15 protein-coding genes are annotated in these 22829 nt (G+C 55.1%); 5 read left to right on the top strand and 10 right to left on the bottom strand.

Going from position 1 to position 22829, the window contains the following annotated elements:
* The first annotated feature begins 8 nt into the window (after positions 1-8).
* Positions 9-293, top strand: coding sequence for a YciI family protein (locus tag SD961_RS07225; protein WP_318789711.1), 285 nt, complete (start codon positions 9-11; stop codon positions 291-293).
* 1037 nt (positions 294-1330) lie between these two features.
* On the opposite strand, the gene SD961_RS07220 is transcribed toward SD961_RS07225, so the two are convergent.
* From SD961_RS07220 to cysJ, 3 genes are read right to left on the bottom strand one after another with little or no spacing between them, the layout of a single operon-like run.
* The gene (locus SD961_RS07220; RefSeq protein WP_318789710.1) at positions 1331-2062 is read right to left on the bottom strand and encodes a phosphoadenylyl-sulfate reductase; all 732 of its coding nucleotides are present in this window, start codon (positions 2060-2062) and stop codon (positions 1331-1333) included.
* A 12-nt stretch (positions 2063-2074) separates the two neighbouring features.
* The gene (gene cysI / locus SD961_RS07215) at positions 2075-3790 is read right to left on the bottom strand and encodes an assimilatory sulfite reductase (NADPH) hemoprotein subunit (RefSeq protein WP_318789709.1); all 1716 of its coding nucleotides are present in this window, start codon (positions 3788-3790) and stop codon (positions 2075-2077) included.
* The gene (gene cysJ / locus SD961_RS07210) at positions 3790-5595 is read right to left on the bottom strand and encodes an NADPH-dependent assimilatory sulfite reductase flavoprotein subunit (protein WP_318789708.1); all 1806 of its coding nucleotides are present in this window, start codon (positions 5593-5595) and stop codon (positions 3790-3792) included. Before cysJ ends, cysI begins: the two co-directional genes overlap by 1 nt.
* Before the next feature lie 302 nt (positions 5596-5897).
* On the opposite strand from cysJ, the gene queD reads away from it, so the two are divergent.
* Positions 5898-6257: a 6-carboxytetrahydropterin synthase QueD gene (gene queD, locus SD961_RS07205; RefSeq protein WP_318789707.1), complete on the top strand. Its 360-nt coding sequence runs from the start codon at positions 5898-5900 to the stop codon at positions 6255-6257.
* Between the two features lie 137 nt (positions 6258-6394).
* Here queD and queE read toward each other — a convergent pair whose 3' ends face one another.
* Positions 6395-7066 carry a 7-carboxy-7-deazaguanine synthase QueE gene (queE, locus tag SD961_RS07200; protein ID WP_318789706.1) on the bottom strand — a complete coding sequence of 224 codons (672 nt, stop codon included), beginning with the start codon at positions 7064-7066 and terminating at the stop codon, positions 6395-6397.
* 136 nt (positions 7067-7202) lie between these two features.
* Between queE and SD961_RS07195 the strand changes: the two genes are divergently transcribed.
* The gene (locus SD961_RS07195; protein WP_318789705.1) at positions 7203-8300 is read left to right on the top strand and encodes a thaumatin family protein; all 1098 of its coding nucleotides are present in this window, start codon (positions 7203-7205) and stop codon (positions 8298-8300) included.
* A 104-nt stretch (positions 8301-8404) separates the two neighbouring features.
* On the opposite strand, the gene SD961_RS07190 is transcribed toward SD961_RS07195, so the two are convergent.
* The gene (locus SD961_RS07190) at positions 8405-10291 is read right to left on the bottom strand and encodes an acyltransferase family protein (protein ID WP_318789704.1); all 1887 of its coding nucleotides are present in this window, start codon (positions 10289-10291) and stop codon (positions 8405-8407) included.
* Between the two features lie 351 nt (positions 10292-10642).
* Here SD961_RS07190 and SD961_RS07185 point away from each other — a divergent pair, with 351 nt between their 5' ends.
* Positions 10643-11983 (top strand): amidohydrolase family protein, encoded by a 1341-nt coding sequence (locus tag SD961_RS07185; protein WP_318789776.1) that lies wholly within the window; start codon positions 10643-10645, stop codon positions 11981-11983.
* An 82-nt stretch (positions 11984-12065) separates the two neighbouring features.
* Here the strand turns inward: SD961_RS07185 and eno are convergent, their stop codons facing one another.
* The 5 genes from eno to rlmD all read right to left on the bottom strand — a co-directional run bounded on the left by eno (position 12066) and on the right by rlmD (position 19913).
* Entirely contained in the window at positions 12066-13361 is a 1296-nt protein-coding gene (gene eno, locus SD961_RS07180) for a phosphopyruvate hydratase (protein WP_306210934.1), read from the bottom strand.
* A gap of 78 nt (positions 13362-13439) precedes the next feature.
* A complete protein-coding gene (gene pyrG / locus SD961_RS07175; RefSeq protein ID WP_318789703.1) occupies positions 13440-15077 on the bottom strand; it encodes a glutamine hydrolyzing CTP synthase in 1638 nt (545 codons plus the stop codon).
* Between the two features lie 191 nt (positions 15078-15268).
* The gene (mazG, locus tag SD961_RS07170; RefSeq protein ID WP_318789702.1) at positions 15269-16051 is read right to left on the bottom strand and encodes a nucleoside triphosphate pyrophosphohydrolase; all 783 of its coding nucleotides are present in this window, start codon (positions 16049-16051) and stop codon (positions 15269-15271) included.
* A gap of 288 nt (positions 16052-16339) precedes the next feature.
* A complete protein-coding gene (relA, locus tag SD961_RS07165; RefSeq protein WP_318789701.1) occupies positions 16340-18565 on the bottom strand; it encodes a GTP diphosphokinase in 2226 nt (741 codons plus the stop codon).
* A 13-nt stretch (positions 18566-18578) separates the two neighbouring features.
* Complete coding sequence (gene rlmD, locus SD961_RS07160; protein WP_318789700.1) at positions 18579-19913, bottom strand: 23S rRNA (uracil(1939)-C(5))-methyltransferase RlmD; 1335 nt, start codon at positions 19911-19913, stop codon at positions 18579-18581.
* Between the two features lie 126 nt (positions 19914-20039).
* Here rlmD and barA point away from each other — a divergent pair, with 126 nt between their 5' ends.
* Complete coding sequence (gene barA / locus SD961_RS07155; protein WP_318789699.1) at positions 20040-22766, top strand: two-component sensor histidine kinase BarA; 2727 nt, start codon at positions 20040-20042, stop codon at positions 22764-22766.
* Positions 22767-22829: the final 63 nt, after the last annotated feature.

The raw sequence follows: 22829 nt of genomic DNA, 5'->3' as shown, positions 1-22829 counted from the left end.
GAGTTGCAATGTATATCGTTAGCCTGAGTTATACCCGTCCGATGGACGAAGTGGATGCCGTGCTGGATGCGCATATGGCATGGCTGGATAAGTATTTTGCCGCTGGGGTTTTTATCACCGCAGGCCGGAAAGAGCCTCGTACGGGCGGCGTGATTCTCGCCAGGAATATCGATCGTGAACGGTTGAACACCATCCTGCAGGAAGACGCCTTCCAGGCCGTGGCGGAATATGAGGTAACAGAGATTAACATCACCCGCGCAGCCGATGAGTTTAAGGCGCTTATTGGTAGCTGACCCTGCTGACGCAGCTCCTCCGCCAGGCAACGCTAAAATTTGAAAACAGATAAATGCCGGAACAGCCGTTTCCTTCTGCATAAGTAAACGGCGAAGGCACTGAAACCTCTGTCAGACAAAGTAACAAACGCCGAAGCCGCTGGGACCTCTGTCAGACAAAGTAACGAACGCCGAAGCCGCTGGAACCTCTGACAGACAAAGTAACAAACGCCGAAGCCGCTGGAATCTCTGACAGACAAGGTAACAAACGCCGAAGCCGCTGGGGCTTCTGTCAGACAATGTAACGAACGCCGAAGCCGCTGGAACCTCTGACAGACAAAGTAACGAACGGCGAAGCCGCTGGAACCTCTGACAGACAAAGTAACGAACGGCGAAGCCGCTGGAACCTCTGACAGACAAAGTAATAAACGCCGAAGCTGCTGGAATCTCTGACAGACAAGGTAACAAACGCCGAAGCCGCTGGAACTTCTGTCAGTCAATGTAACAAAAGCCGAAGCCGCTGGAACCTCTGACAGACAAAGTAACGAACGCCGAAGCCGCTGGAACCTCTGACAGACAAAGTAACGAACGCCGAAGCCGCTGGCACCTCTGACAGACAACGCCAAAGGTTAAAGCGAGGGGAACGCTGGCCGTGAATAAAGCGTCTCGCGCCATGGACGGCGCGAGCCGAGCTGTCAGGGATGACGTTTTTTGCGTCTTTATGAACGGCCAGCGTTCCCCTCGCAGAGATCCAGCCTCACAAGCAACACTTCCACGATACTGATGCTAATGGCCAGCGTTCCCCTCGCAGAGATCCAGCCTCACAGGCAACACCTCCACGACACTGATGCTAACGGCCAGCGTTCCCCTCGCAGAGATCCGGACTCACAGGCAACACTTCCTCGATACTGATACTAATGGCCAGCGTTCCTCTAGCAGAAATCCAGCCTCACAAGCATCACCTTCCCGATACTGATGCTGAACTTATTCCCCCAGCACTACCTGCAAAAAAAAGCCCACAGGCAACCCTGTGAGCTTCTTTCAAATCAGGAAAATGGCTACTCGTGCAGCCCGCACTCGCGCTTCAGGCCGAAGAAACGGGTTTCCTCTTCTGCCATCCCCGGCTCCCATTTACGGGTGGTGTGCGTATCGCCCACGGAAAGATAGCCCTGATCCCACAGCGGGTGATATCCCAAATCATTCTCTTGCAGATACTGATGCACCTGACGGTTATCCCAGTCGATGATCGGCAGCACCTTAAAAACACCACGCTGGATAGCCAGCACCGGCAGATGTGCACGACTGCTGGACTGATCGCGGCGCAGACCGGCAAACCAGGTCTGGCCGTTTAACGCTGCCAGCGCCCGGTTCATCGGCTCAACTTTATTGATCTCGTTGTAGCGTTCAATCCCTTCAACGCCCTGCTCCCACAGCTTACCGTACCGCGCTTCCTGCCAGGCCGGGCTTTGCTCCGCACGGAACACCTTCAGGTTAAGGTCCAACTTCTCTGTCAGCTGATCGATAAACTGATAGGTTTCCGGGAACAGATAACCGGTATCGGTCAGGATCACCGGAATGCCCGGCTTTACCTGATTAACCAGATGCAGGCTGACCGCCGCCTGAATGCCGAAGCTCGAAGAGAGCACCGCTTCACCGGGCAAATTCTCCAGCGCCCAGAGCACGCGCTCCTGAGCGGAAAGCTTGTCCAATTTGGTATTCACTTCCGCCAGCGCCATCACGCGCTCAACTTTAGGTAATTCGTTCAGTGTCGAGAGATCGAGTACAGACATATCATGCCTCCGTTATGCCCAAAAATCGCGGGCCGGATCGACAACCGGTTTCACCACGCCTGCGCGAACGGTGAAATCGCCAAAGCCTTCATCAGCTTCGCGCTCTTTTGACCAGCGGCCCAATAATGCATCAAGGGTAGACAAAATTTCATCTTCGGTGATGTTTTCACGGTACATGCGCGGGATCCGTGTCCCGATGCGGTTCCCACCCAGATGCAGGTTGTAGCGCCCCGGCGCCTTGCCTACCAGGCCTATCTCAGCCAGCAACGCCCGGCCACAGCCATTCGGACAGCCGGTCACGCGCAGCACAATGTGCTCATGGCCCACGCCATGCGAACTCATCAGCCCTTCCACGCGGGTGACAAAATCTGGCAGGAAGCGTTCGGCTTCCGCCATCGCCAGCGGGCAGGTTGGGAACGACACGCAGGCCATCGAATTTTCACGCTGCGCGGTGACGCTTTCCATCAAACCGTGGCTGCGGGCCAACGCCTCAATTTTCGGTTTCTCCGCTTCCGGCACGCCCGCCACAATCAGATTCTGGTTGGCGGTCAGGCGGAAGTCGCCCTGGTGAATTTTAGCAATCTCTGCGATGCCGGTTTTCAGCGGACGGCCCGGATAATCCAGCAGACGACCATTTTCGATAAACAGCGTCAGGTGCCACTTATCATCAATACCTTTCACCCAGCCGATACGATCGCCACGGGTGGTAAACTCATAAGGGCGGATCGGCTCAAACTTTATCTCTGCACGACGCTCAACTTCCGCCTTGAACGTCTCTACGCCTACACGCTCAAGCGTGTATTTGGTTTTGGCATTTTTACGGTCGGTACGGTTGCCCCAGTCGCGCTGGGTGGTCACCACCGCTTCCGCCACGGCCAGCGTTTTCTCCAGCGGCAGGAAGCCAAACTCGCTGGCGGTACGCGCATAGGTCGCTTTGTTACCGTGGTCGATAGACAAGCCACCGCCCACCAGCAGGTTAAAGCCAATCAGCTTGCCGTTTTCAGCAATGGCGACAAAGTTAAGATCGTTCGCGTGCAGATCCACGTCGTTATGCGGCGGCACAACCACGGTAGTTTTAAATTTACGCGGCAGGTAGGTTTCGCCCAGGATCGGTTCTTTATCCGTGGTGGCGACTTTCTCCTGATCCAGCCAGATCTCAGCGTAAGCACGCGTCTGCGGCAGCAGGTGCTCAGAGAGCTTTTTCGCCCACTCGTAAGCTTCCTGATGCAGCTCAGACTCCACCGGGTTGGAGCTGCACAGCACGTTACGGTTTACATCGTTGGCGGTTGCCAGCGCATCCAGCCCTACTTCGCTCAGCATCTGGTGCGCAGGCTTCACGTTGCCTTTCAGAATGCCGTGAAACTGGAAAGTCTGGCGGTTGGTCAGACGAATGCTGCCGTAAATGGTGTTGTTCTCAGCAAACTTATCGATACCCAGCCACTGCTTCGGCGTGATAATACCGCCCGGCAGACGGCAGCGCAGCATCATGGCATGACGCGGCTCCAGCTTCTGTTCTGCACGCTCGGCACGAATATCACGGTCATCCTGCTGATACATACCGTGAAAGCGGATAAGCAAAAAGTTGTCGCCGGTAAACCCGCCAGTCAGACCGTTTTGTAAATCTTCGGCGATAGTACCGCGCAGATAATTACTCTCTTTCTTCAGGCGCTCTGCGTCGGTCAGTTTGCCTTCAACCACCAGCGGGCCAGGATGTTTTTCATTAGTCATTAGTAAACGTCTCGCTGATAACGGCGCTCAATGCGCAGCTCACTTAAAAATTCATCGGCGGTTTCAAGATCCATGCCGCCGTGCTCAGCTACCACTTCCAGCAGCACCTGCTCCACATCCTTCGCCATCCGGTTTGCGTCACCGCAGACGTAGATATGCGCACCCTGCTCGATCCAGCGCCACACTTCGGCGCCCTTAGCGCGGATTTTATCCTGTACATAGACTTTCTGCTGCTGGTCGCGGGACCAGGCCAGATCGATATTTGTCAGCAGCCCATCCTTCACGTAGCGCTGCCACTCAACCTGATAGAGGAAATCTTCCGTAAAGTGCGGGTTGCCAAAGAACAGCCAGTTCTTGCCTCCGGCACCTTCATTATCACGCTGCTGCATAAAGGCGCGGAAAGGAGCAATACCGGTGCCTGGCCCGATCATAATGACGGGCGTTTCCGGGTTAGCCGGCAGGCGGAAGTTGTCGTTATGTTCAATAAAGATGCGCAGATCGCCATCCTCTTCCAGACGATCGGCCAGGAAGCTGGAAGCGCCGCCTGCACGTTCACGCCCGTCAATTTCATAGCGTACAGCACCCACGGTAATATGCACTTCGCTCTCGCTCTCCGCCTGCGACGAAGCAATAGAGTAAAGGCGTGGCGTCAACGGACGCAGCAGGCCAGTCAGCTGTTCTGCCGTCAACTCGACGGGCGCCAGACGGACCATATCCACAATTGGCGTGTTCTGCGCGTAGTGCTGAAGCCGTGGTTTTTCACTAATCAGCCCCAGCAGCGTCTCATCCCGGCATAGCTTGCCGTACTGCTCGACGATCTGCGGAGTATTTACCGTCAGCTCAAAATGCTTTTGCAGCGCCTCTGCCAGCGGCAGCGTCTGGCCGTTCACCGTCACGCTCTCATCGCCTTTCAGCCACAGCAGCTCAACCAGCTCCTGCACCAGAGCGGGATCGTTCTCAAACCAGACGCCCAGCGCATCACCCGGCTGGTAGCGCAGACCGGAATCGCCCAGATCGATTTCAATATGGCGAACATCTTTATCGGAGTTACGTCCGGTGATTTTCTGATTCACGGCCAGGCTTGCGGTCAGCGGCTCCTCTTTGGTGTAGGGGCTGGTAGAGAGCTCATTCACGCTGCCCGTTGCGCTAACCGCAGCGGCCGCAGATGACTGGTCTGGCGCTCGTGCCTTGAGGATTTCTACAATCTGCTTACGCCATTTCTCCGCATCAGCCGCGTAGTCGACATCCGCATCCACACGATCCAACAGACGCTCACCGCCCATCTCCGCCAGCTTGCCGTCGAAATCTTTCCCCGCCTGGCTGAAGAATTCATAGGAGGTATCGCCCAGGCCGAACACGGCAAATGCGGTACCCTCCAGCTTCGGAGCCTTCTTCGACATCAGGAACTTGTGCAGCGCAACGGCCTCTTCCGGCGGTTCGCCTTCACCCTGGGTGGAGGTGACCACCACCAGCAGTTTTTCCTGCGCTATCTGCTTGAATTTGTAATCGCCCGCGTTAACCAGGTTAACGCTCAGCTTCGCTGCCAGCAGATCGTCGCGCAGCTGCTCTGCCAGGCGACGAGCGTTTCCGGTCTGAGAAGCAGAAAGCAGAGTAATGGTAGTGGCCTCCGCCGGAGCGGGCGCAGAGACGGCTGCGGCGCCAGGCATCTGGTTGACCATGCCCCAGAAATAGCCAGAGAGCCACGCCATCTGCGTGGTAGAGAAATCCCCGGTGGCCGCCTGCAAACGGGCGAGTTGTTCCGGATTCAGCGGAAGCAGAGAGCTTGGAGGTGCCTGAGTCGTCATTGCGTTGAAGGTTCCAGTATCGGGTGGTCCGGGCCGTAAAGACAGCAAGATAGGAGTAGGGTAACGACAAGCATAATAACCCTTAAATAAGGGTTGGTAATAATAAATAACCAAAACGACTAAACGGTTTTACGGGTAAGGCATAGCGGCAAAATAGATTAGCTAACAGATTGATAAATAAATAATTAATAAGCGGAGGCTTTGAAAGACTGCTTAAAATCAACAACGGGCCGGGAAACGGGTGCGAAAAAAGGTGTTTTCAGGTAGAATTCGCCGGTTTTTCCCAGCAACAGAGAACGTTTATGGCTACCACGCTGTTTAAAGATTTCCAATTCGAGGCTGCTCACCATCTGCCTAACGTGCCGGAAGGGCACAAATGTGGCCGCCTGCATGGGCACTCCTTTCTGGTGCGGCTCGAAATTACCGGCGAAGTGGATGCGCATACCGGCTGGATCATGGACTTTGCCGAACTGAAAGCGGCTTTTATGCCGATTTACGATCGTCTGGATCACTACTATCTGAACGATATCCCCGGCCTTGAGAATCCTACCAGCGAAGTGCTGGCGAAGTGGATTTGGGATCAGATGAAGCCAAAGCTCGCTGACCTCAGCGCCGTAATGATCAAAGAGACCTGTACCGCTGGCTGCGTGTATAAAGGTTAGTGCCTCTGCGGATCGGCTCAGACCGGTCCGCCCTTCCCTCTGTCATCTCTCTTTATTACGTTGTTGGCGCCTTTATTTAAATCAGCGGCGAGCCTGAAGTTTTCTGCCGTTGCCCTGTATGTCGTCGCCGCTGCGCGTCAGGCAATATTCAGATATTTATGGGTCTGCATCGAGAGACGCCAGTTGTGCCGGATACAGGTTTCAATGCACAACTTAGTGGCATCCTCTTTCTGGCTGATCGGTTGCAGGGCGATAATCCGCTGCTTGTCATCGTTCAGCGTAGCCAGCAACCCTTCCAGCGCCTCCACATCACGCTCGCGCGCCACCGGGTGCTTGACCTCATCGGCACGTACCAGTGCCTGATGCAGTACATCATAGCCTCCGCGCATATTCACTTTTGGCGAGACGGTCACCCAGGTTTCCGCACTGCATAGCACTTCATGCGTGCCGCTGGTTTCAATCTGGCAACTGAAGCCATGCTGCTGCAGGGTATGGGTCAGTGGCGTTAAATCATGAATGCAGGGTTCTCCCCCGGTGATCACTACGTGACGAGCCGTCCAGCCGTGGTCAGCAATCACCGCCAACAGGGCAGCCGCATTTGCCGCACCCCAGGCGTCGGTTTCTACCGTTTTCAGCAGGATATCGCCCAGCGAGGTTTCCCGATCGGCCAGCTTATCCCAGGTGTGTTTGGTATCACACCAGCTGCAGCCTACCGGGCATCCCTGCAGGCGGATAAAAATTGCCGGAACGCCGGTATAAAACCCTTCGCCCTGCAACGTCTGGAACATTTCATTAATCGGGTACTGCATTGCTATCTCGACTGGTAGTGAATTTCAGGGCGCAAAGTATGGCAGATCGGCGCGGGTTAGCCAAATCGCTTTGTGCCGGGAACCGGGCAGCTTTTCAGGCCACTCAACGGTCATCGCCTTTTCCCAGGGAAATCCCATGAACATGCAGGTCGGCAGTGGAGTAAATCGCGTCTTACAGGATTTAAGCGACAGCGGATTGAATTCTTTACTGAAAACTCAGCCAGAGAGCCTCTCCAGCCAGCAAACCGGCAGCGGCCACAGCATCAGTTTTGGCTCCCCTGCGACCAGTAATCTGCCGGAGCTTTCCGGTTCAAAACAGGCCGACAGCAGCACAGATAGCTCCTCATTCAGTCAGTTTTTACAGACGCTGGGCAAGCTGTTGCAAAACGCGTTCTCTGCTATTGATACGCTGGCCCAGCAAATCAACAAAGCCCACGGCGGTGGGAGCGGTAACGCCGCCTCCGGTTCCGCAACCTCAGGCCAGGGCGCGGGCCTCTTTGCAGAGCACGCTTTAGCCGAACAACAACCGCCTTTAGCCTCTGTAATACCTCAGGCGACAACGCCAGCGGCTACTTCATCACCTGCCACGCAAATGGCAACGCCGGAGAGCACAGCACCGCAGTCGCCCACTACAGTGGATTCGGCCGCTGCCAGCACCAGTGCCAGTGCGGTCAGTAGCGACGCCGATATCGACCCAAGCCAGAACAGTTTGACCTTTGAGAACAAGGGCGATAAGGCGATGACGATTTCGTTTACGCCGAATGCCGACGGCAGCGCCAAACCAGACGATCTCACCCTGCAACCAGGCGAAACAAAAACGCAGAAATTTGACCCCAACTGGTCAGGTAACTTCCGTAGCACCCAGGGAGATGGTGCCAACGCAACGCTGGGTGAAGTGAAGTTTGACGGCAGCAGCGGCCAGACTTTCTATGATGTCAGCTACATTGAGGGAAATAATGCCGCGATGACCATCGGCCCGGCGAAGGGGGATGGGCGTGTTTCCGGCACGCTGGACGATCTGGTGAGCAACGCGCCGGACAGCATTAAGGCAAAAGATGCAGAGGGTAACGTCTACGGTTTGAAGAAAAGCACCACTGCTAATCAGCAGGATGCCGCCGTGGTCGATTACTATCGCCAACATGTAGCAGCGGATAAGGGGTATGTGATCCCCTCTGACAATGCCAGTACGTTAGGCAGCAGTTCGAAAAACCTCAAGGTTGAGCTTAAGGGCTGAGCGCTTATTCAAAAATAATCTGCTGCCTGTGTCGGCAGCATAACCTGCGCTGAACAGCATAAGCATACCGCTGCCGGGCACCCCAGCCCGCAGCGATACCGGCCTTACATAAACGCGTCCCGATGCATTTCGACCATAGCCTGATTCGCCACGTCCTTCGCGCCGCTTAAGGTAAAGTGCCCGTAGTCATTTGAGATGGGATGCCCGTCGGACGCCAGCCCGCGACAAATATCGCCCGGACAGATAATCGCGTAGACCGAGATATAACGGGTGGCGACATCCTGCATCGCCTGTTTCATGGCGCTGTCCGTGGCTTTGATGCTGTGATCGATGGAAGCGGCGACCAGATCTTTGCGGCCATCGGTCTGATAAGCCAGCAGATCCGGCAGCGATTCTGAATACTCAATGGTCGGCCCCATCACAATCACGTTATCCGACACGCTTTTAAGGTGCTTTAACGTCTCCTTGAGGGGAGCGATATCTTCCGGCGCCCAGCGGGCAGAGATGATGATGCCGTCAATTTTATGCTGCGGGACCCATGAGCTGTAGAGGTAATCGACCAGGTCGGTGCAGGGATTACGCAGCGCCTGTTGATACAAAGGTTTACACCCGGCGGAGGTTGCCTGAATCACGTTTACGCCCTGCCCTGCGGCCAGGCTCAGCGCGCGCCAGAGATGCGCAGCATGGCTGTCGCCTATCAAAAGATAATTTTTGGCGGAAGCGGAGGTCTTCAGGCAGTAATCGCGATCGTAAGGCTTATCTTCCTGACTCTTGCCGTCAACAAAGCAGCGCCCCAACCGGTACTGATAGTTAAATTCCGGCATCTCTTTGTACTGAGAATATTTGGCCAGAGCCAGCGCTTGTGCAGAAAATTGCCCGGCGTTGTTATCAATATGTCCCTTATAGAGCGTACCGGATGCCAACACCACCAGCCCCATCACTGAGGCGGTGACAATCCTTCCTGAGCGGATAACAGCCAGCTTATAGCGGAACGGGAGCTCAATCAGGTAGCGGGAAGCTATCGCCAGGCCAAAGGTCAGTCCGATGATCACCGCTTCACGCAGGCCGGGCGCGAAATTAAAGAACATCCGGCTGTAAACGATAATCGGCCAGTGCCACAAGTAAAGGCAGTAGGAGATCATACCGATATAAACGATCGGCTTTAACGCCAGCACGCGCGATACCGCCGCCTGCTGGCCCGCCAGGACAATCAGAAAGCTGCCCAGGCAGGGCCAGAGAGCATTCCATGCCGGGAACGGCTTACTGGTGTCCAGCCACAGGAAGCCAAAGAGGATCAGCGCCAGACCCGCCAGGCTCATCAGATGTTTGATCCCCTGTGAGATGTTGCTCATCTTCGCTTCCAGGCCCGCTACGGCGATGATCCCGCCCAGTGCCAACTCCCAGGCTCGGGTTGGCAACATATAGAAGGTGAAGGTGGGTTTGCGCGTGACGGCGTAAATGCTTAACAGCAGGGAAACGGTGATAATCAGCAGCATCACCTGGGTGGCACGCTGGCGGAAAAAGCGCACCACGAAAAGCAGTATTACCGGGAAGATGATATAGAACTGCTCCTCAACGGCCAGCGACCAGGTGTGCAGCAGGGGCTTTAGCTCCGCCGGTCCGGCAAAATAACCCGTGGTTTTCCAGAAGAAGATATTGGATGAGAAGAGCAGAGTTGCCAGCGTACTGTCGCTGAGGTCGCTGAACTGCGCCGGAAGAAGATGATAGTAGCCAAAGGCCAACGTGCTCAGCAGCACCACAAACAGCGGTGGCAAAATACGTAAACAGCGGCGTTTGTAAAATTCCAGATAAGAGAAAGTGTTACTGGTAGCACCATTGTAAATAATGCCGCAAATAAGGTATCCCGAGATCACAAAGAAGATATCCACGCCGGTAAACCCGCCCGGAATGCCGCCTGCACCCATGTGATAGGCGATTACCGGCAGTACTGCCAACGCACGCAATCCATCCACATCTGCCCTGTATTTCATTTTAATCTGGCCTTGATGACAATTAGTTACGGCGAATTTACATATATTTACCCGACATTTCGCCCTTCTTAACGCAAATCAGACCAATCTGTATCCTGGCAACCTTTTTACAACCAGCTGAATATAAAGGGTAATACTGGAATCATGACCAGAGATCGAGGTATTTTTTCAGATAAACCCTGGCGGCACTCTGATGATGCCGGTTAAAGAGAGGCAACCAGTGCTTTTGCTACTATAAAATTGCTAGCAATCCTGAGGTGCGTATATTGGCTACTGACTCGCCAATAAAAGGAGACTTACGTGCAAACTCTTTATCAAAGCCGCCGGCATTTTCTGTCACAAACTGCCCGTATGACCGCGGGCAGCGCCCTGCTTGCCTCAGGGATGGCCGCTGCTGCAACGGCCAGCCCGGTCACCACCGCTTGTGAGGATAAAAGCAGGGTCAACGCCATCAGTTCGCCACATTATCTGCTGCAAAACGTCCGCCTTGAGGAGGGATTCGACTATGAGGGTGATAGCGTTATTGCCACGCGGACCGGACTCTATGATCTGGAGGTTAATAATGGCGCTCTGGTTACTATTCAACCGGTAAAAATCCGCACCGCAAGCGAGCTGCCAGCGTTTGACGCGGGCGGCCTGCTGCTGCTGCCTGCTACCCGCGATATGCACATTCATCTGGATAAAACCTTTTACGGCGGCCCGTGGCAAGCGCCGCGCCCGAGAAAAGGCAAAACCATTATGGATATGATTGCCCGTGAGCAAACCATTATTCCCAGGCTGCTGCCGCACTCGGTTGAACATGCTGAGGCTATTATCAGGCTGCTCCAGGCAAAAGGCACCACGGTGGCGCGCAGCCACTGCAATATCGACCCGGTAAGCGGCCTGAAAAGCCTTGAGCATTTACAGATTGCGCTGCAAAAACATCAACAGGATTTCCGCTGTGAAATTGTCGCCTTTCCTCAGCATGGTCTGCTGCACTCAAAGGTTGATAGTCTGATGCGGGAAGCGATGCAGATGGGCGTGCAGTTTGTGGGCGGCCTCGACCCGAGCAATGTGGATGGCGCAATGGAGAAGTCGCTGGATGCGATGTTCAGCATTGCGCTGGATACGCAAAAAGGTGTGGATATTCACCTGCACGAAACCACCCCGGCGGGCATTGCCGCTATCAAATATATGATTCGCACCGTAGAGCAGAACCCGCCGCTCAGGGGCAAAGTGACGCTGAGCCACGCTTTTGCGCTGTCGGTAATGGCAGATCAAGAGCTGGACGAGGTGATTGAAGGGCTGGCAAAGCAGCAGTTTTCGGTGGCCTCTACCGTGCCGATTGGTAAAGGTGTTATGCCACTGCCGCAGCTGACGGAGAAAGGCGTAATGGTTATAGCAGGCACCGACAGCGTGATCGATCACTGGTCGCCCTTCGGCACGGGCAGCATGCTGGAGAAAGCCAACCTTTACGCGCAGCTCTACGGTAACAGTGATGAATTCGGCCTCAGCCGTTCGCTGGCAATTGCTACCGGCAATATTCTGCCGCTGGATGCGTCAGGAAAGCGGCAGTGGCCGAAGGTCAATGACCCGGCGGAGATGATACTGGTAGCGGCAAGCTGCTCTGCGGAAGCTGTCGCCCGTATTCCTGAGGTACAGGCTGGCTTCCATCAGGGCCGGCTGGTGGCAGGTACATTAAAAAAGGCATAAAAAAAGTCAGGCCCGGATAACCGGGCCTGACTCGCTTTTAGCTGACATTCCTCAGCCCTTATCGGGCCGGGAAATCAGGTCATTACTGACCTTTAACTTCTTTCAGACCGTTGAATGGCGCACGGCTTCCCAGCGCTTCTTCAATACGGATCAGCTGGTTATACTTGGCAACACGGTCAGAACGGCTCATAGAACCGGTTTTGATCTGGCCCGCTGCAGTACCTACCGCCAGGTCAGCGATAGTAGCATCTTCAGTTTCACCTGAACGGTGAGAGATCACTGCGGTGTAGCCTGCATCTTTTGCCATTTTGATCGCAGCCAGAGTTTCGGTCAGAGAACCGATCTGGTTGAATTTGATCAGGATGGAGTTAGCGATGCCTTTATCGATACCTTCTTTCAGGATTTTGGTGTTGGTCACGAACAGGTCGTCGCCCACCAGCTGGATTTTGTCGCCCAGCACTTTGGTCTGGTATGCGAAGCCAGCCCAGTCAGATTCGTCCAGACCATCTTCGATAGAGACGATTGGATACTCTTTGGTCAGATCTTCCAGGAAGTGCGTGAACTCTTCTGAAGTGAAGGCTTTGTTACCTTCGCCCGCCAGCACATATTTGCCGTCTTTGTAGAATTCAGAAGCTGCACAGTCCATCGCCAGAGTGATGTCTTTGCCCAGCTCGTAGCCTGCTGCTTTTACCGCTTCAGCGATAACAGCCAGCGCTTCAGCGTTGGAACCCAGGTTAGGCGCGTAGCCGCCTTCGTCGCCCACTGCGGTGCCCATGCCTTTAGACTTCAGCACTTTCGCCAGGGTGTGGAATACTTCAGAACCCATACGGATGGCTTCTTTCAGGGTTTTCGCGCCCACAGGCTGGATCATAAACTCCTGAATGTCGACGTTGTTGTCGGCATGCTCGCCACCGTTGATGATGTTCATCATTGGCAGTGGCATAGAGAATTTGCCCGGGGTACCGTTCAGCTCAGCGATGTGCTCATACAGCGGCATGCCTTTTGCTGCAGCGGCAGCTTTAGCCGCAGCCAGAGAAACGGCCAGAATGGCGTTAGCGCCAAACTTGGATTTGTTCTCGGTACCGTCCAGATCGATCATCACTTTATCGATGTTTGCCTGATCTTTCGCGTCCTTACCGGTCACCGCATCAGCGATTGGACCATTGACCGCAGCAACTGCTTTAGTCACGCCTTTACCCAGGAAACGAGATTTGTCACCGTCACGCAGCTCCAGCGCTTCGCGAGAACCGGTAGAAGCGCCTGATGGTGCAGCCGCCATACCAACGAAACCGCCTTCCAGGTGCACTTCAGCTTCAACGGTCGGGTTTCCGCGAGAGTCGATGATTTCGCGACCAATGACTTTAACGATTTTGGACATTAGTTTTTCCTCAGTACAAGTTATCTAGAAACTCAGACAAACAACGCCCGGAAAGTTCGGGCGTGGTTATGAAAATACTTATTTTGCCAAACGCTTCTGGTAGTCGCTGGCGGCTTTCACAAAGCCCGCGAACAAAGGGTGACCGTCGCGCGGCGTTGAGGTGAATTCCGGATGGAACTGACACGCAACAAACCACGGGTGGTTCGGGATCTCAACGATCTCTACCAGCTGGTCATCCCCGGAGCGTCCTGCCACACGTAAACCAGCCGCTTCAATCTGCTTCAGCAGCATATTGTTCACTTCATAGCGATGGCGATGGCGTTCAACGATAGTGTCGGAACCATAGAGCTGATGCACAAGACTGTCGGTGGTCAGCTGGCACTGCTGGCTACCCAGACGCATGGTGCCGCCCAGATCGCTCTGCTCGGTACGCTGCTCAACGTTGCCTTCTTCGTCACGCCATTCGGTGATCAGCGCCACCACAGGATACTTACAGTCTGGCACAAATTCCGTAGAGTTAGCGCCTTCCATGCCCGCAACGTTACGGGCGAACTCCATCAGCGCAACCTGCATACCCAGGCAGATGCCCAGATAAGGAACGTTGTTCTCACGCGCATAACGGGCTGTCAGCAGCTTGCCTTCCACACCGCGGTAGCCGAAGCCGCCTGGAATGAGGATAGCATCCAAATCTTTCAGTAATTCGACGCCGCGTGACTCCACATCCTGCGAATCGATCAGCTTGATATTGACCGTCACGCGGTTTTTCAGGCCACCGTGCTTCAGCGCTTCAATCACTGACTTATAGGCATCCGGCAGCTCAACATATTTGCCGACCATACCGATAGTGACTTCACCGCCCGGATTGGCTTCTTCGTAAATCACCTGTTCCCATTCGGCCAGGTTCGCTTCCGGGGCGTTCAGATTAAAGCGCTTGCAGATATAATCATCCAGTCCCTGGGATTTTAACATACCAGGAATCTTATAAATGGAATCAACATCTTTCAGTGAGATAACCGCTTTTTCCGGTACGTTACAGAACAGGGCGATTTTTGCGCGTTCGTTGGCCGGTACGGCACGGTCGGAACGGCAAATCAGCACATCTGGCTGGATGCCGATAGAGAGCAGTTCTTTTACGGAGTGCTGAGTAGGTTTGGTTTTCACTTCACCCGCAGCCGCCATATAAGGCACCAGCGTCAGGTGCATATACATCGTGTGTTCACGGCCAACGTCGACCGCCATCTGACGGATCGCTTCCAGGAACGGCAGGGATTCGATATCGCCTACGGTTCCGCCGATCTCCACCAGCACCACATCGTGGCCTTCACCGCCTTCGATGATGCGCTCTTTGATGGCATTGGTGATGTGCGGAATAACCTGAATGGTCGCGCCCAGATAGTCGCCACGGCGCTCTTTGCGCAGGACTTCTGAATAGATACGGCCAGTGGTGAAGTTGTTACGACGGCTCATCTTAGTGCGGATGAAACGCTCGTAGTGACCCAAATCGAGATCGGTTTCAGCGCCGTCGTCGGTGACGAACACTTCGCCGTGCTGAGTGGGGCTCATGGTACCCGGATCGACGTTGATGTACGGGTCCAGCTTCATGATGGTCACATTAAGACCACGTGCTTCGAGAATGGCGGCCAGGGAGGCTGCGGCAATGCCTTTACCCAGAGAGGATACGACCCCGCCGGTCACAAAAATATAGTTCGTTGTCATGCTGAACCTGAGAAAGTAGGTTTAAAGACGATGGAATAACCAGGACGGGAAAACAGTCTACCCGAATCCCCGCAGTGCCACAATTAATCGTTTCTGGATAGCTGGCATCCATCGCATTGACCGCCAAAATCTTACCCGATTTGAGCGTAAGGGAGGTTGACTTGCATCACACTTTTGTTGAATCGAGTCAGCTACTCATTTGCCTTGATTTGTTGCCACGCAGCTTCCATCTGCTCCAGAGTCGCATCCTGCATCTTTAGCCCCTGCGAAGTAATAATCTGCTCCACCTGACGGAAGCGGCGTTCAAACTTATCGTTGGCTTTTTGCAGGGCAGTTTCCGCCTTGCTGCCAAGATGGCGGGAGAGGTTAACGGTGGCAAACAGCAGATCGCCAATCTCCTCTTCCAGCTTCTGCTGGTCGATAACCGCCTGATTCGCTTCATGCATCACTTCGTCAATCTCTTCATACACCTTGTCCAGCACCGGCCCCAGGGTTTTCCAGTCAAAGCCGACGTTGCTGCAGCGTTTCTGTATTTTGTGCGAACGCATCAGGGCAGGCAAGGCGCGCGGAATATCGTCCAGCGCGGAGTGCTGCTCTTTGGCTGCCCGCTCGCTGGTTTTAATCTGCTCCCAGTTGGTCAGCACTTCCTCGCTGCCGCTGACCTTCTCATCACCGAAGATATGCGGGTGACGCCGCTCCAGCTTGTCGCAGATGGTCTGGCAGATATCCTCAAAGTTGAACCGCCCTTCTTCATCAGCGATCTGCGCATAGAACACAATCTGGAACAGCAGATCGCCCAGTTCGCCCCTGAGATCGGCAAAATCTTCCCGGCTGATGGCATCCAGTACTTCATAAGTTTCTTCAAGGGTATAGGGCGCAATGGTGGCGTAGCTCTGCTCGCGATCCCACGGGCAGCCGTTTTCGGTATCGCGCAGGGTTTTCATGATGCCCAGCAGGCGATCGAGTGCGTTCATGGTCACTTCCTGAAAAGTTTATCTTGTTGCAGGCAGCATAACCTTTGGGAAGTGAAAGCCAAAATAGTTCGGGGCGCAGTCGCCGCGACTTTTTCCTGAAAAATGGTGGAGAGGCAACCGCATGGGGAGTACTGCGGCGATGTGAGGTTTATCTCTCTGCGTCGTGGCGTTACTGTCGCAGGCAGGTGCCGCCCGCCAGCGCGCGAACCTGGCAGCATACACAACGTATGTGACCAGCACGAGCACTGCCGGGACAGAAAATGGCGAGTAAATCAGCCACCTGAAAAATTAATGGAGTCTTCTGGCATCAATGATGTCTGGCACCTGATTTAACCGTGCTATTACTCTGCCCAGCACCTGCTGATTGTAGATTTCAATATCCATATCGATGGTAGCCAACTGCTTTTTGGTATCGCTCCTGCTGGAAACGCCAAGCACGTTAACCTTTTCATTGGCCAGAATGGTGGTGATATCGCGCAGCAGGCCGCTGCGATCGTTGGCGGTAACCCTGACCACCAGCGAATAGCCGCTGGAATAGCTTTCGCCCCAGACCGCATCCACGATCCGCTCCGGCGCATGCGACATCAGGTCGGTGAGCTGATCGCAATCAGCGCGGTGAATCGAAATTCCCCGCCCCTGGGTAATAAAGCCAACAATATCATCGCCAGGGATCGGCTGGCAGCAGCGGGCAATATGGTGCATCAGATTGCCCACGCCCTCCACCACTACCCGGCCGCTCTCTTTGCTGCGCGGCGCGGCGGATTTCTGCGTCAGCTGGCGCAGCGCCTCGCGATCTTCTTCCTCGGCGCTGGGCTTATGCAGCTTCGACTGCAGGTAGTTGCTCATCTGATTGAGGCGAATATCCCCGCCGCCAATCGCTGCCAGCAGCTCCTCCAGCGAATTAACGTTGTAGCGCGGCAGCAGCAGCTTTTCCGCCTCTTTCAGGCTGATATCGAGGTGGTCCAGCTCGCTGTCGAGGATCTGCCGGCCCGCTGCGATATTCTTGTCGCGGTCCTGCTTGCGGAACCAGGCGTGAATTTTTGACCGGCCACGGCTGGTGGTGACATAGCCCAGATTTGGGTTGAGCCAGTCCCGGCTTGGGTTCGGCTGCTTCTGGGTGATGATATCGATCTGGTCGCCCATCTGCAGCTGATAGGTAAAGGGTACGATGCGGCCGCCAATTTTGGCGCCTATGCAGCGGTGACCAATATCGCTGTGAATATGGTAGGCAAAGTCGAGCGGCGTGGAGCCCGCAGGGAGATCCACCACGTCCCCTTTCGGAGTAAAGACATACACCCGGTCATCAAAGACCTGGCTACGCACCTCATCCAGCATTTCGCCAGAGTCCGCCATCTCTTCCTGCCAGGCGATCAGCTTACGCAGCCACGCAATCCGTTCTTCATGGCCTGAAGCCCCGCGCGCGCTGCCGCCGCCGCCCTCTTTATATTTCCAGTGCGCGGCCACGCCCAGCTCGGCATCTTCATGCATCTGGCGGGTACGGATCTGGATTTCAACGGTTTTGCCCTTCGGCCCCAGTACCACGGTATGGATAGACTGATAGCCATTGGGTTTCGGATTGGCAACGTAGTCATCGAACTCGCTGGGCAGGTGGCGATAGAGGGTATGCACTATCCCTAACGCGCCGTAGCAGTCCTGCAGACGTTCGGCGACGATGCGCACGGCGCGTACATCAAACAGCTCGTCAAAGGTCAGCGACTTCTTCTGCATCTTACGCCAGATGCTGTAGATGTGCTTGGGACGGCCATACACTTCAGCCTTTACCCCCTCTTTAACGATTTCGGTGCGCAGAGACTGCACAAAGGTATCGATATATTGTTCGCGATCGATACGACGCTCGTGCAGCAGCTTAGCGATGCGTTTGTATTCATCGGGATGCAGATAGCGGAAGCAGAAATCTTCCAGCTCCCATTTCAGCTGTCCAATCCCCAACCGGTTCGCCAGCGGGGCGTAGATATTGGTACACTCTTTGGCAGCCAGCACGCGCTCATCTTCCGGCGCGTCTTTCACTTCCCGCAGGTGGGCAATACGTTCGGCCAGTTTGATAACAACGCAGCGGAAATCTTCGACCATCGCCAGCAGCATGCGACGGACGTTATCCACCTGCTCAGAGGCCATGGAGTCATTATGGGTCGCTTTCAGCTGACGAATCGCATCCATATCACGCACGCCGTGAACCAGCGAGACGATCGCTTTACCAAACTGCTCTTCCAGCACCTCTTCAGAGACCACATTGCTGTTGGCCAGAGGGAAGATCAGCGCGGCGCGGAGGCTCTCGCTGTCCATGCTGAGCATAGAGAGGATCTCCACCATCTCCACGCCCCGCCAGAGCAGCAGGGCAGCGTCAGGATGGTTACGGGTGGCCTCTTCGCAGTAACACCAGGTCTCGGCCAGGCGTTCACATGACAGCTCATTAGCGATCCCAAGACTTGCGATCCATTGGTCAATCGCAAATTCGCCAGCCGTGTTCATATGCGCACTTCTTACCGCAACCATAACCTCTCCTGACTTAGCCCCCTCCGGGGGCCTGTTTACGGCTAAATAACACCATCGATTCCACGTGCCCGGTATGCGGAAACATATCAAGCAGGGTAATCCTTTCCAATTGGTAGCCGGATGTCAGAAGTGTCTGACTATCCCTGGCAAGTGTAGTCGGATTACACGAAACATAGACCACACGTTCCGGCGCAAGTTTAATGATGTGAGACATCACTCCTGCCGCTCCGGCGCGGGCTGGATCGAGTAAAACCTTGTTAAACCCCTGTGCGGCCCACGGCTGCCGGGTAACCTCTTCCTCAAGATTGTGCTGAAAAAAGGTCACATTATTAAGATTATTCAGAAGCGCATTATACGCACCCTTTGCCGTTAATGCTGCAACGCCCTCCACACCCGTGACATTTTCTACGCGCTTTCCTAAAGGAAGCGTGAAGTTTCCCATCCCGCAGAACAGGTCCAGTACCCGATCCTCCGGCTGCAAATCCAGCCAGCTTAGCGCCTCGCTGACCATTTTTTCATTCAGCTCCGCGTTCACCTGAATGAAGTCGCGTGGGCTGAATGTTAGCTTTAAATCGTGGATACGGTAGAACGGCATCTCGCCATTAACCTGTTCAAGCAGATCGCTCTCCGGGGCAAGGTATAATGCCACCTGATGCTTATGCGAAAACTGTTCCAGTTTTTGTCGGTCACCAGTAATTAATGGCTCAAGATGACGCAGAACCAGCAGCGGGCCGTTATCCGCCAGCACCAGCTCCACATGCCCCAGCTTGTTCACCGCCTGCAGAGTGCTCAATACCTGATGCAGCGGCTGGATCAGCGCATTAAGTTCGGGCTTCAAAATAGGGCATTGCGTCAGAGAAACCAGATTATTCGACCCCGCCTGACGGAATCCCATCTGTAACGTTTTGCTGCGCGGATGATAGCTCAGCCCCAGGCGGGCGCGACGTCGGTAGCCATAAGGTTCACCGAAAAGAATATTGCCGACCTCAACCTGCTCGCCGGTCCCCTGGCTCATCAGACGGGAGAGCGCCTTCGCTTTACTGCTCTGCTGCAGGGCTGGCGCGACATGCTGCTGCTGGCAGCCGCCGCACTGGCTGAAATGCGGGCATTGGGGAGTAACGCGATCCGGGCTGGCGTTGAGGATTTTGCTTGCCTTGCCGCGCGCCCACGAGCGTTTGTCCTCAACGATCTCCACTTCTACCTGCTCGCCAGGCAGAGCGCCGCTGATAAACAGCGCTTTACCGTTATGCCTGGCAACGCCCTGGCCTGTCCCGTCGAGGTCGCTGACGGTCACGGTGATGATTTGGCGGGTCGTCACGCGCCGTTTTGCAGAGTAGAATTGCGCCATTATTCGTTTATCCCGAAAGTCGTAAGCGGTGTCAGCCATCAAAAAGCGTGCGTAGCCTACACCAGCCTCCGGATTTATTCGACCCGCAGAGCAGCCCAACGGGCGCGATTTCGTAACAGGAAGATTATGACCAAATACAGCCTGCGGGCACGGATGATGATTTTAATCCTGGCACCCACCCTGATGATTGGCCTGCTGTTGAGTACCTTTTTCATTGTGCATCGCTATAACGAGCTGCAGCGGCAGCTGGTCGATGCGGGCGCTAACATCATTGAACCGCTGGCGGTCTCCAGCGAATATGGCATGACGTTTCACAGTAAAGAGTCGGTGCGCCAGTTGGTCAGCCTGCTGCATCGCCGTCATTCTGATATCGTCCGGGCCATCTCTATTTTTGATGCGCAAAATCAGCTTTTCGTCACCTCAAATTATCACCTCAATGCGGAAAAACTGAGGATGCCTCCGCAGGAAAAATTACCCCACGCCTTCAGCTACGAGCGTCAGGGCAATTCGGTCATTCTGCGAACGCCAATCGTCTCTGAGAGTTATTATCCCGACGAGTCGCCCGGTGAAGATGCCAAACCCAACGGCAATCCGCTGGGCTACGTCGCTATAGAGCTGGATCTGCAATCTGTCCGCCTGCAACAGTACAAAGAGGTGTTTGTCTCTACATTGCTGCTGCTGTTCTGCCTCTGCCTGGCGATGCTGTTTGCCTACCGACTGATGCGTGATGTGACCGGACCAATCCGGGATATGGTCAGCACCGTTGATCGTATTCGTCGTGGTCAGCTCGACAGCCGCGTCAGCGGCTATATGCTTGGCGAACTCGATATGCTGAAGAACGGCATCAACTCAATGGCGATGTCGCTGACCGCTTATCACGAAGAGATGCAGCAGAATATCGACCAAGCGACCTCCGATCTGCGCGAAACGCTGGAGCAGATGGAGATCCAGAACGTCGAGCTGGACCTGGCTAAAAAGCGCGCTCAGGAGGCCGCCAGGATTAAGTCAGAGTTTCTGGCGAACATGTCCCATGAACTGCGTACCCCGCTGAACGGTGTGATCGGTTTTACCCGTCAGACGCTGAAAACGCCGCTGAACATCACCCAGCGCGACTACCTGCATACCATTGAGCGATCGGCCAACAATCTGCTGAGCATCATCAATGACGTGCTCGATTTTTCCAAGCTGGAGGCGGGCAAGCTGGTGCTGGAAACCATTCCCTTCCCGCTGCGTGCCACGCTGGATGAGGTGGTGGTATTACTGGCGCAGTCGGCGCACGAGAAGGGTCTTGAGCTGACGCTGAGTATTCAGCCAGAGGTGCCGGACAACACTATCGGTGACCCGCTGCGCCTGCAGCAGATCATCATCAATCTGCTGGGCAACGCCATTAAGTTTACCGAGCGCGGCAATATTGATATTCGCATTGAGATGCGCTCGCTGAGCACTAACCGCGTCAATCTGGAAGTGCAGATACACGACACGGGCATTGGCATCAGCGAGAAACAGCAGTCGCAGCTTTTCCAGGCTTTCCGCCAGGCGGATGCCAGCATTTCCCGACGGCACGGCGGTACGGGCCTGGGGCTGGTGATCACTCAGAAGCTGGTGAATGAAATGGGCGGCGAAATCTCGCTGCACAGCCGCCTTAACCATGGTTCCACCTTCTGGTTTAACGTCAATCTGGTGCTGAATCCCAACGCGGCCAGCGATCCCAGCGCTACTGCGTGTCTGACGGGCAAGCGGCTGGCCTATGTTGAGGCCAACAGCGCGGCGGCGAAAGCGACGCTGGAGATGCTGGGCGCCACGCAGATGGATGTGAGCTACAGCACCACGCTGGATGGCCTGCCGGACAGCCACTTTGATGCGCTGCTGATGGGGCTGCCCGTCACCAAAGAGGCCGATCGCGAACTCTCGCCAGAGCTGTTGCTACCCGCGCTTAAACGCGCCGACAGCCTGATTATGGCGCTTCCCTGTCAGATGCAGATTTACGCAGAGGAGCTTAAAGCCCGCGGCGTCAGCGCCTGCCTGATTAAACCAGTGAGCCTGACCAGACTGCTGCCGGTACTGATTGAAAACCATACGCGGGAGAGTGACTACCGCCCTGCCCGTCACCGTCTGCCCCTGACGGTGATGGCCGTTGACGATAACCCCGCCAACCTCAAGCTGATTGGTGCGCTGCTGGAGGAGCAGGTGGAGAACATTGTGCTGTGCGACAGTGGTGAAGCGGCCATTCAGCAGGCCAGCAGACAGCCTCTGGATATTATTTTGATGGATATTCAGATGCCAAATATCGATGGCATTCGCGCCGGCGAGATGATCCGCAGCTTCCCGCAGCACGCTACCACGCCCATTGTGGCAGTGACTGCCCATGCGCTGGATGGTGAACGCGAACACCTGATAAAAGCTGGCATGACGGATTACCTTGCCAAGCCTATTGATGAGGCGAAACTCAGCAATCTGCTGGCCCGCTATACGCCAGGTTTACAAGCGGTGGCGGCGAAACTTCAGGATGTTCCCGTCTCGCTGGACTGGCAGCTGGCGCTGCGCCAGGCCGCAAATAAGCCTGATCTGGCACGCGATCTGTTGCGGATGCTGGTCGATTTTCTGCCTGAGGTTCATATGCTGGTGGAGAGCCACATGGCGGCGGGCGACACGCTGGCGTTAAGGGATATCATCCATAAACTGCACGGCAGCGCCAGCTACAGCGGCGTACCGAGACTCAAGCAGCTTTGCCTGCAGCTTGAGCAGGGGCTGCGCGCGCATAACAGTATTGATGAAGTCGAGCCGGAGCTGTTTGAGCTGCTGGATGAGATGGAGAATGTGGCGAAGCTGGCGAAAAAACGGCTTAATTTGTAGCCACCAGAGCGAGAGTCCAGCCGCCAAAGTCGCAACAAAGCGAAGAGGCTGCCAGCCCAACAG

Origin of the sequence: Erwinia sp. MMLR14_017, from assembly GCF_033657285.1 — a bacterium.
Lineage (GTDB): Bacteria > Pseudomonadota > Gammaproteobacteria > Enterobacterales > Enterobacteriaceae > Erwinia.
Note: the sequence above shows the minus strand (reverse complement) of the source record. Positions and strands in the feature narration are given on the sequence as shown.

What these genes read in the sequence shown, in the direction of transcription:
- pyrG (WP_318789703.1), bottom strand. Translation starts at nt 15,077, where the DNA reads ATGACAACGAACTATATTTTTGTGACCGGCGGGGTCGTATCCTCTCTG.
- SD961_RS07225 (WP_318789711.1), top strand. Translation starts at nt 9, where the DNA reads ATGTATATCGTTAGCCTGAGTTATACCCGTCCGATGGACGAAGTGGAT.
- relA (WP_318789701.1), bottom strand. Translation starts at nt 18,565, where the DNA reads ATGGTTGCGGTAAGAAGTGCGCATATGAACACGGCTGGCGAATTTGCG.
- SD961_RS07185 (WP_318789776.1), top strand. Translation starts at nt 10,643, where the DNA reads ATGACCGCGGGCAGCGCCCTGCTTGCCTCAGGGATGGCCGCTGCTGCA.
- barA (WP_318789699.1), top strand. Translation starts at nt 20,040, where the DNA reads ATGACCAAATACAGCCTGCGGGCACGGATGATGATTTTAATCCTGGCA.
- eno (WP_306210934.1), bottom strand. Translation starts at nt 13,361, where the DNA reads ATGTCCAAAATCGTTAAAGTCATTGGTCGCGAAATCATCGACTCTCGC.
- cysJ (WP_318789708.1), bottom strand. Translation starts at nt 5,595, where the DNA reads ATGACGACTCAGGCACCTCCAAGCTCTCTGCTTCCGCTGAATCCGGAA.
- SD961_RS07195 (WP_318789705.1), top strand. Translation starts at nt 7,203, where the DNA reads ATGAACATGCAGGTCGGCAGTGGAGTAAATCGCGTCTTACAGGATTTA.
- queD (WP_318789707.1), top strand. Translation starts at nt 5,898, where the DNA reads ATGGCTACCACGCTGTTTAAAGATTTCCAATTCGAGGCTGCTCACCAT.
- SD961_RS07220 (WP_318789710.1), bottom strand. Translation starts at nt 2,062, where the DNA reads ATGTCTGTACTCGATCTCTCGACACTGAACGAATTACCTAAAGTTGAG.
- queE (WP_318789706.1), bottom strand. Translation starts at nt 7,066, where the DNA reads ATGCAGTACCCGATTAATGAAATGTTCCAGACGTTGCAGGGCGAAGGG.
- cysI (WP_318789709.1), bottom strand. Translation starts at nt 3,790, where the DNA reads ATGACTAATGAAAAACATCCTGGCCCGCTGGTGGTTGAAGGCAAACTG.
- rlmD (WP_318789700.1), bottom strand. Translation starts at nt 19,913, where the DNA reads ATGGCGCAATTCTACTCTGCAAAACGGCGCGTGACGACCCGCCAAATC.
- SD961_RS07190 (WP_318789704.1), bottom strand. Translation starts at nt 10,291, where the DNA reads ATGAAATACAGGGCAGATGTGGATGGATTGCGTGCGTTGGCAGTACTG.
- mazG (WP_318789702.1), bottom strand. Translation starts at nt 16,051, where the DNA reads ATGAACGCACTCGATCGCCTGCTGGGCATCATGAAAACCCTGCGCGAT.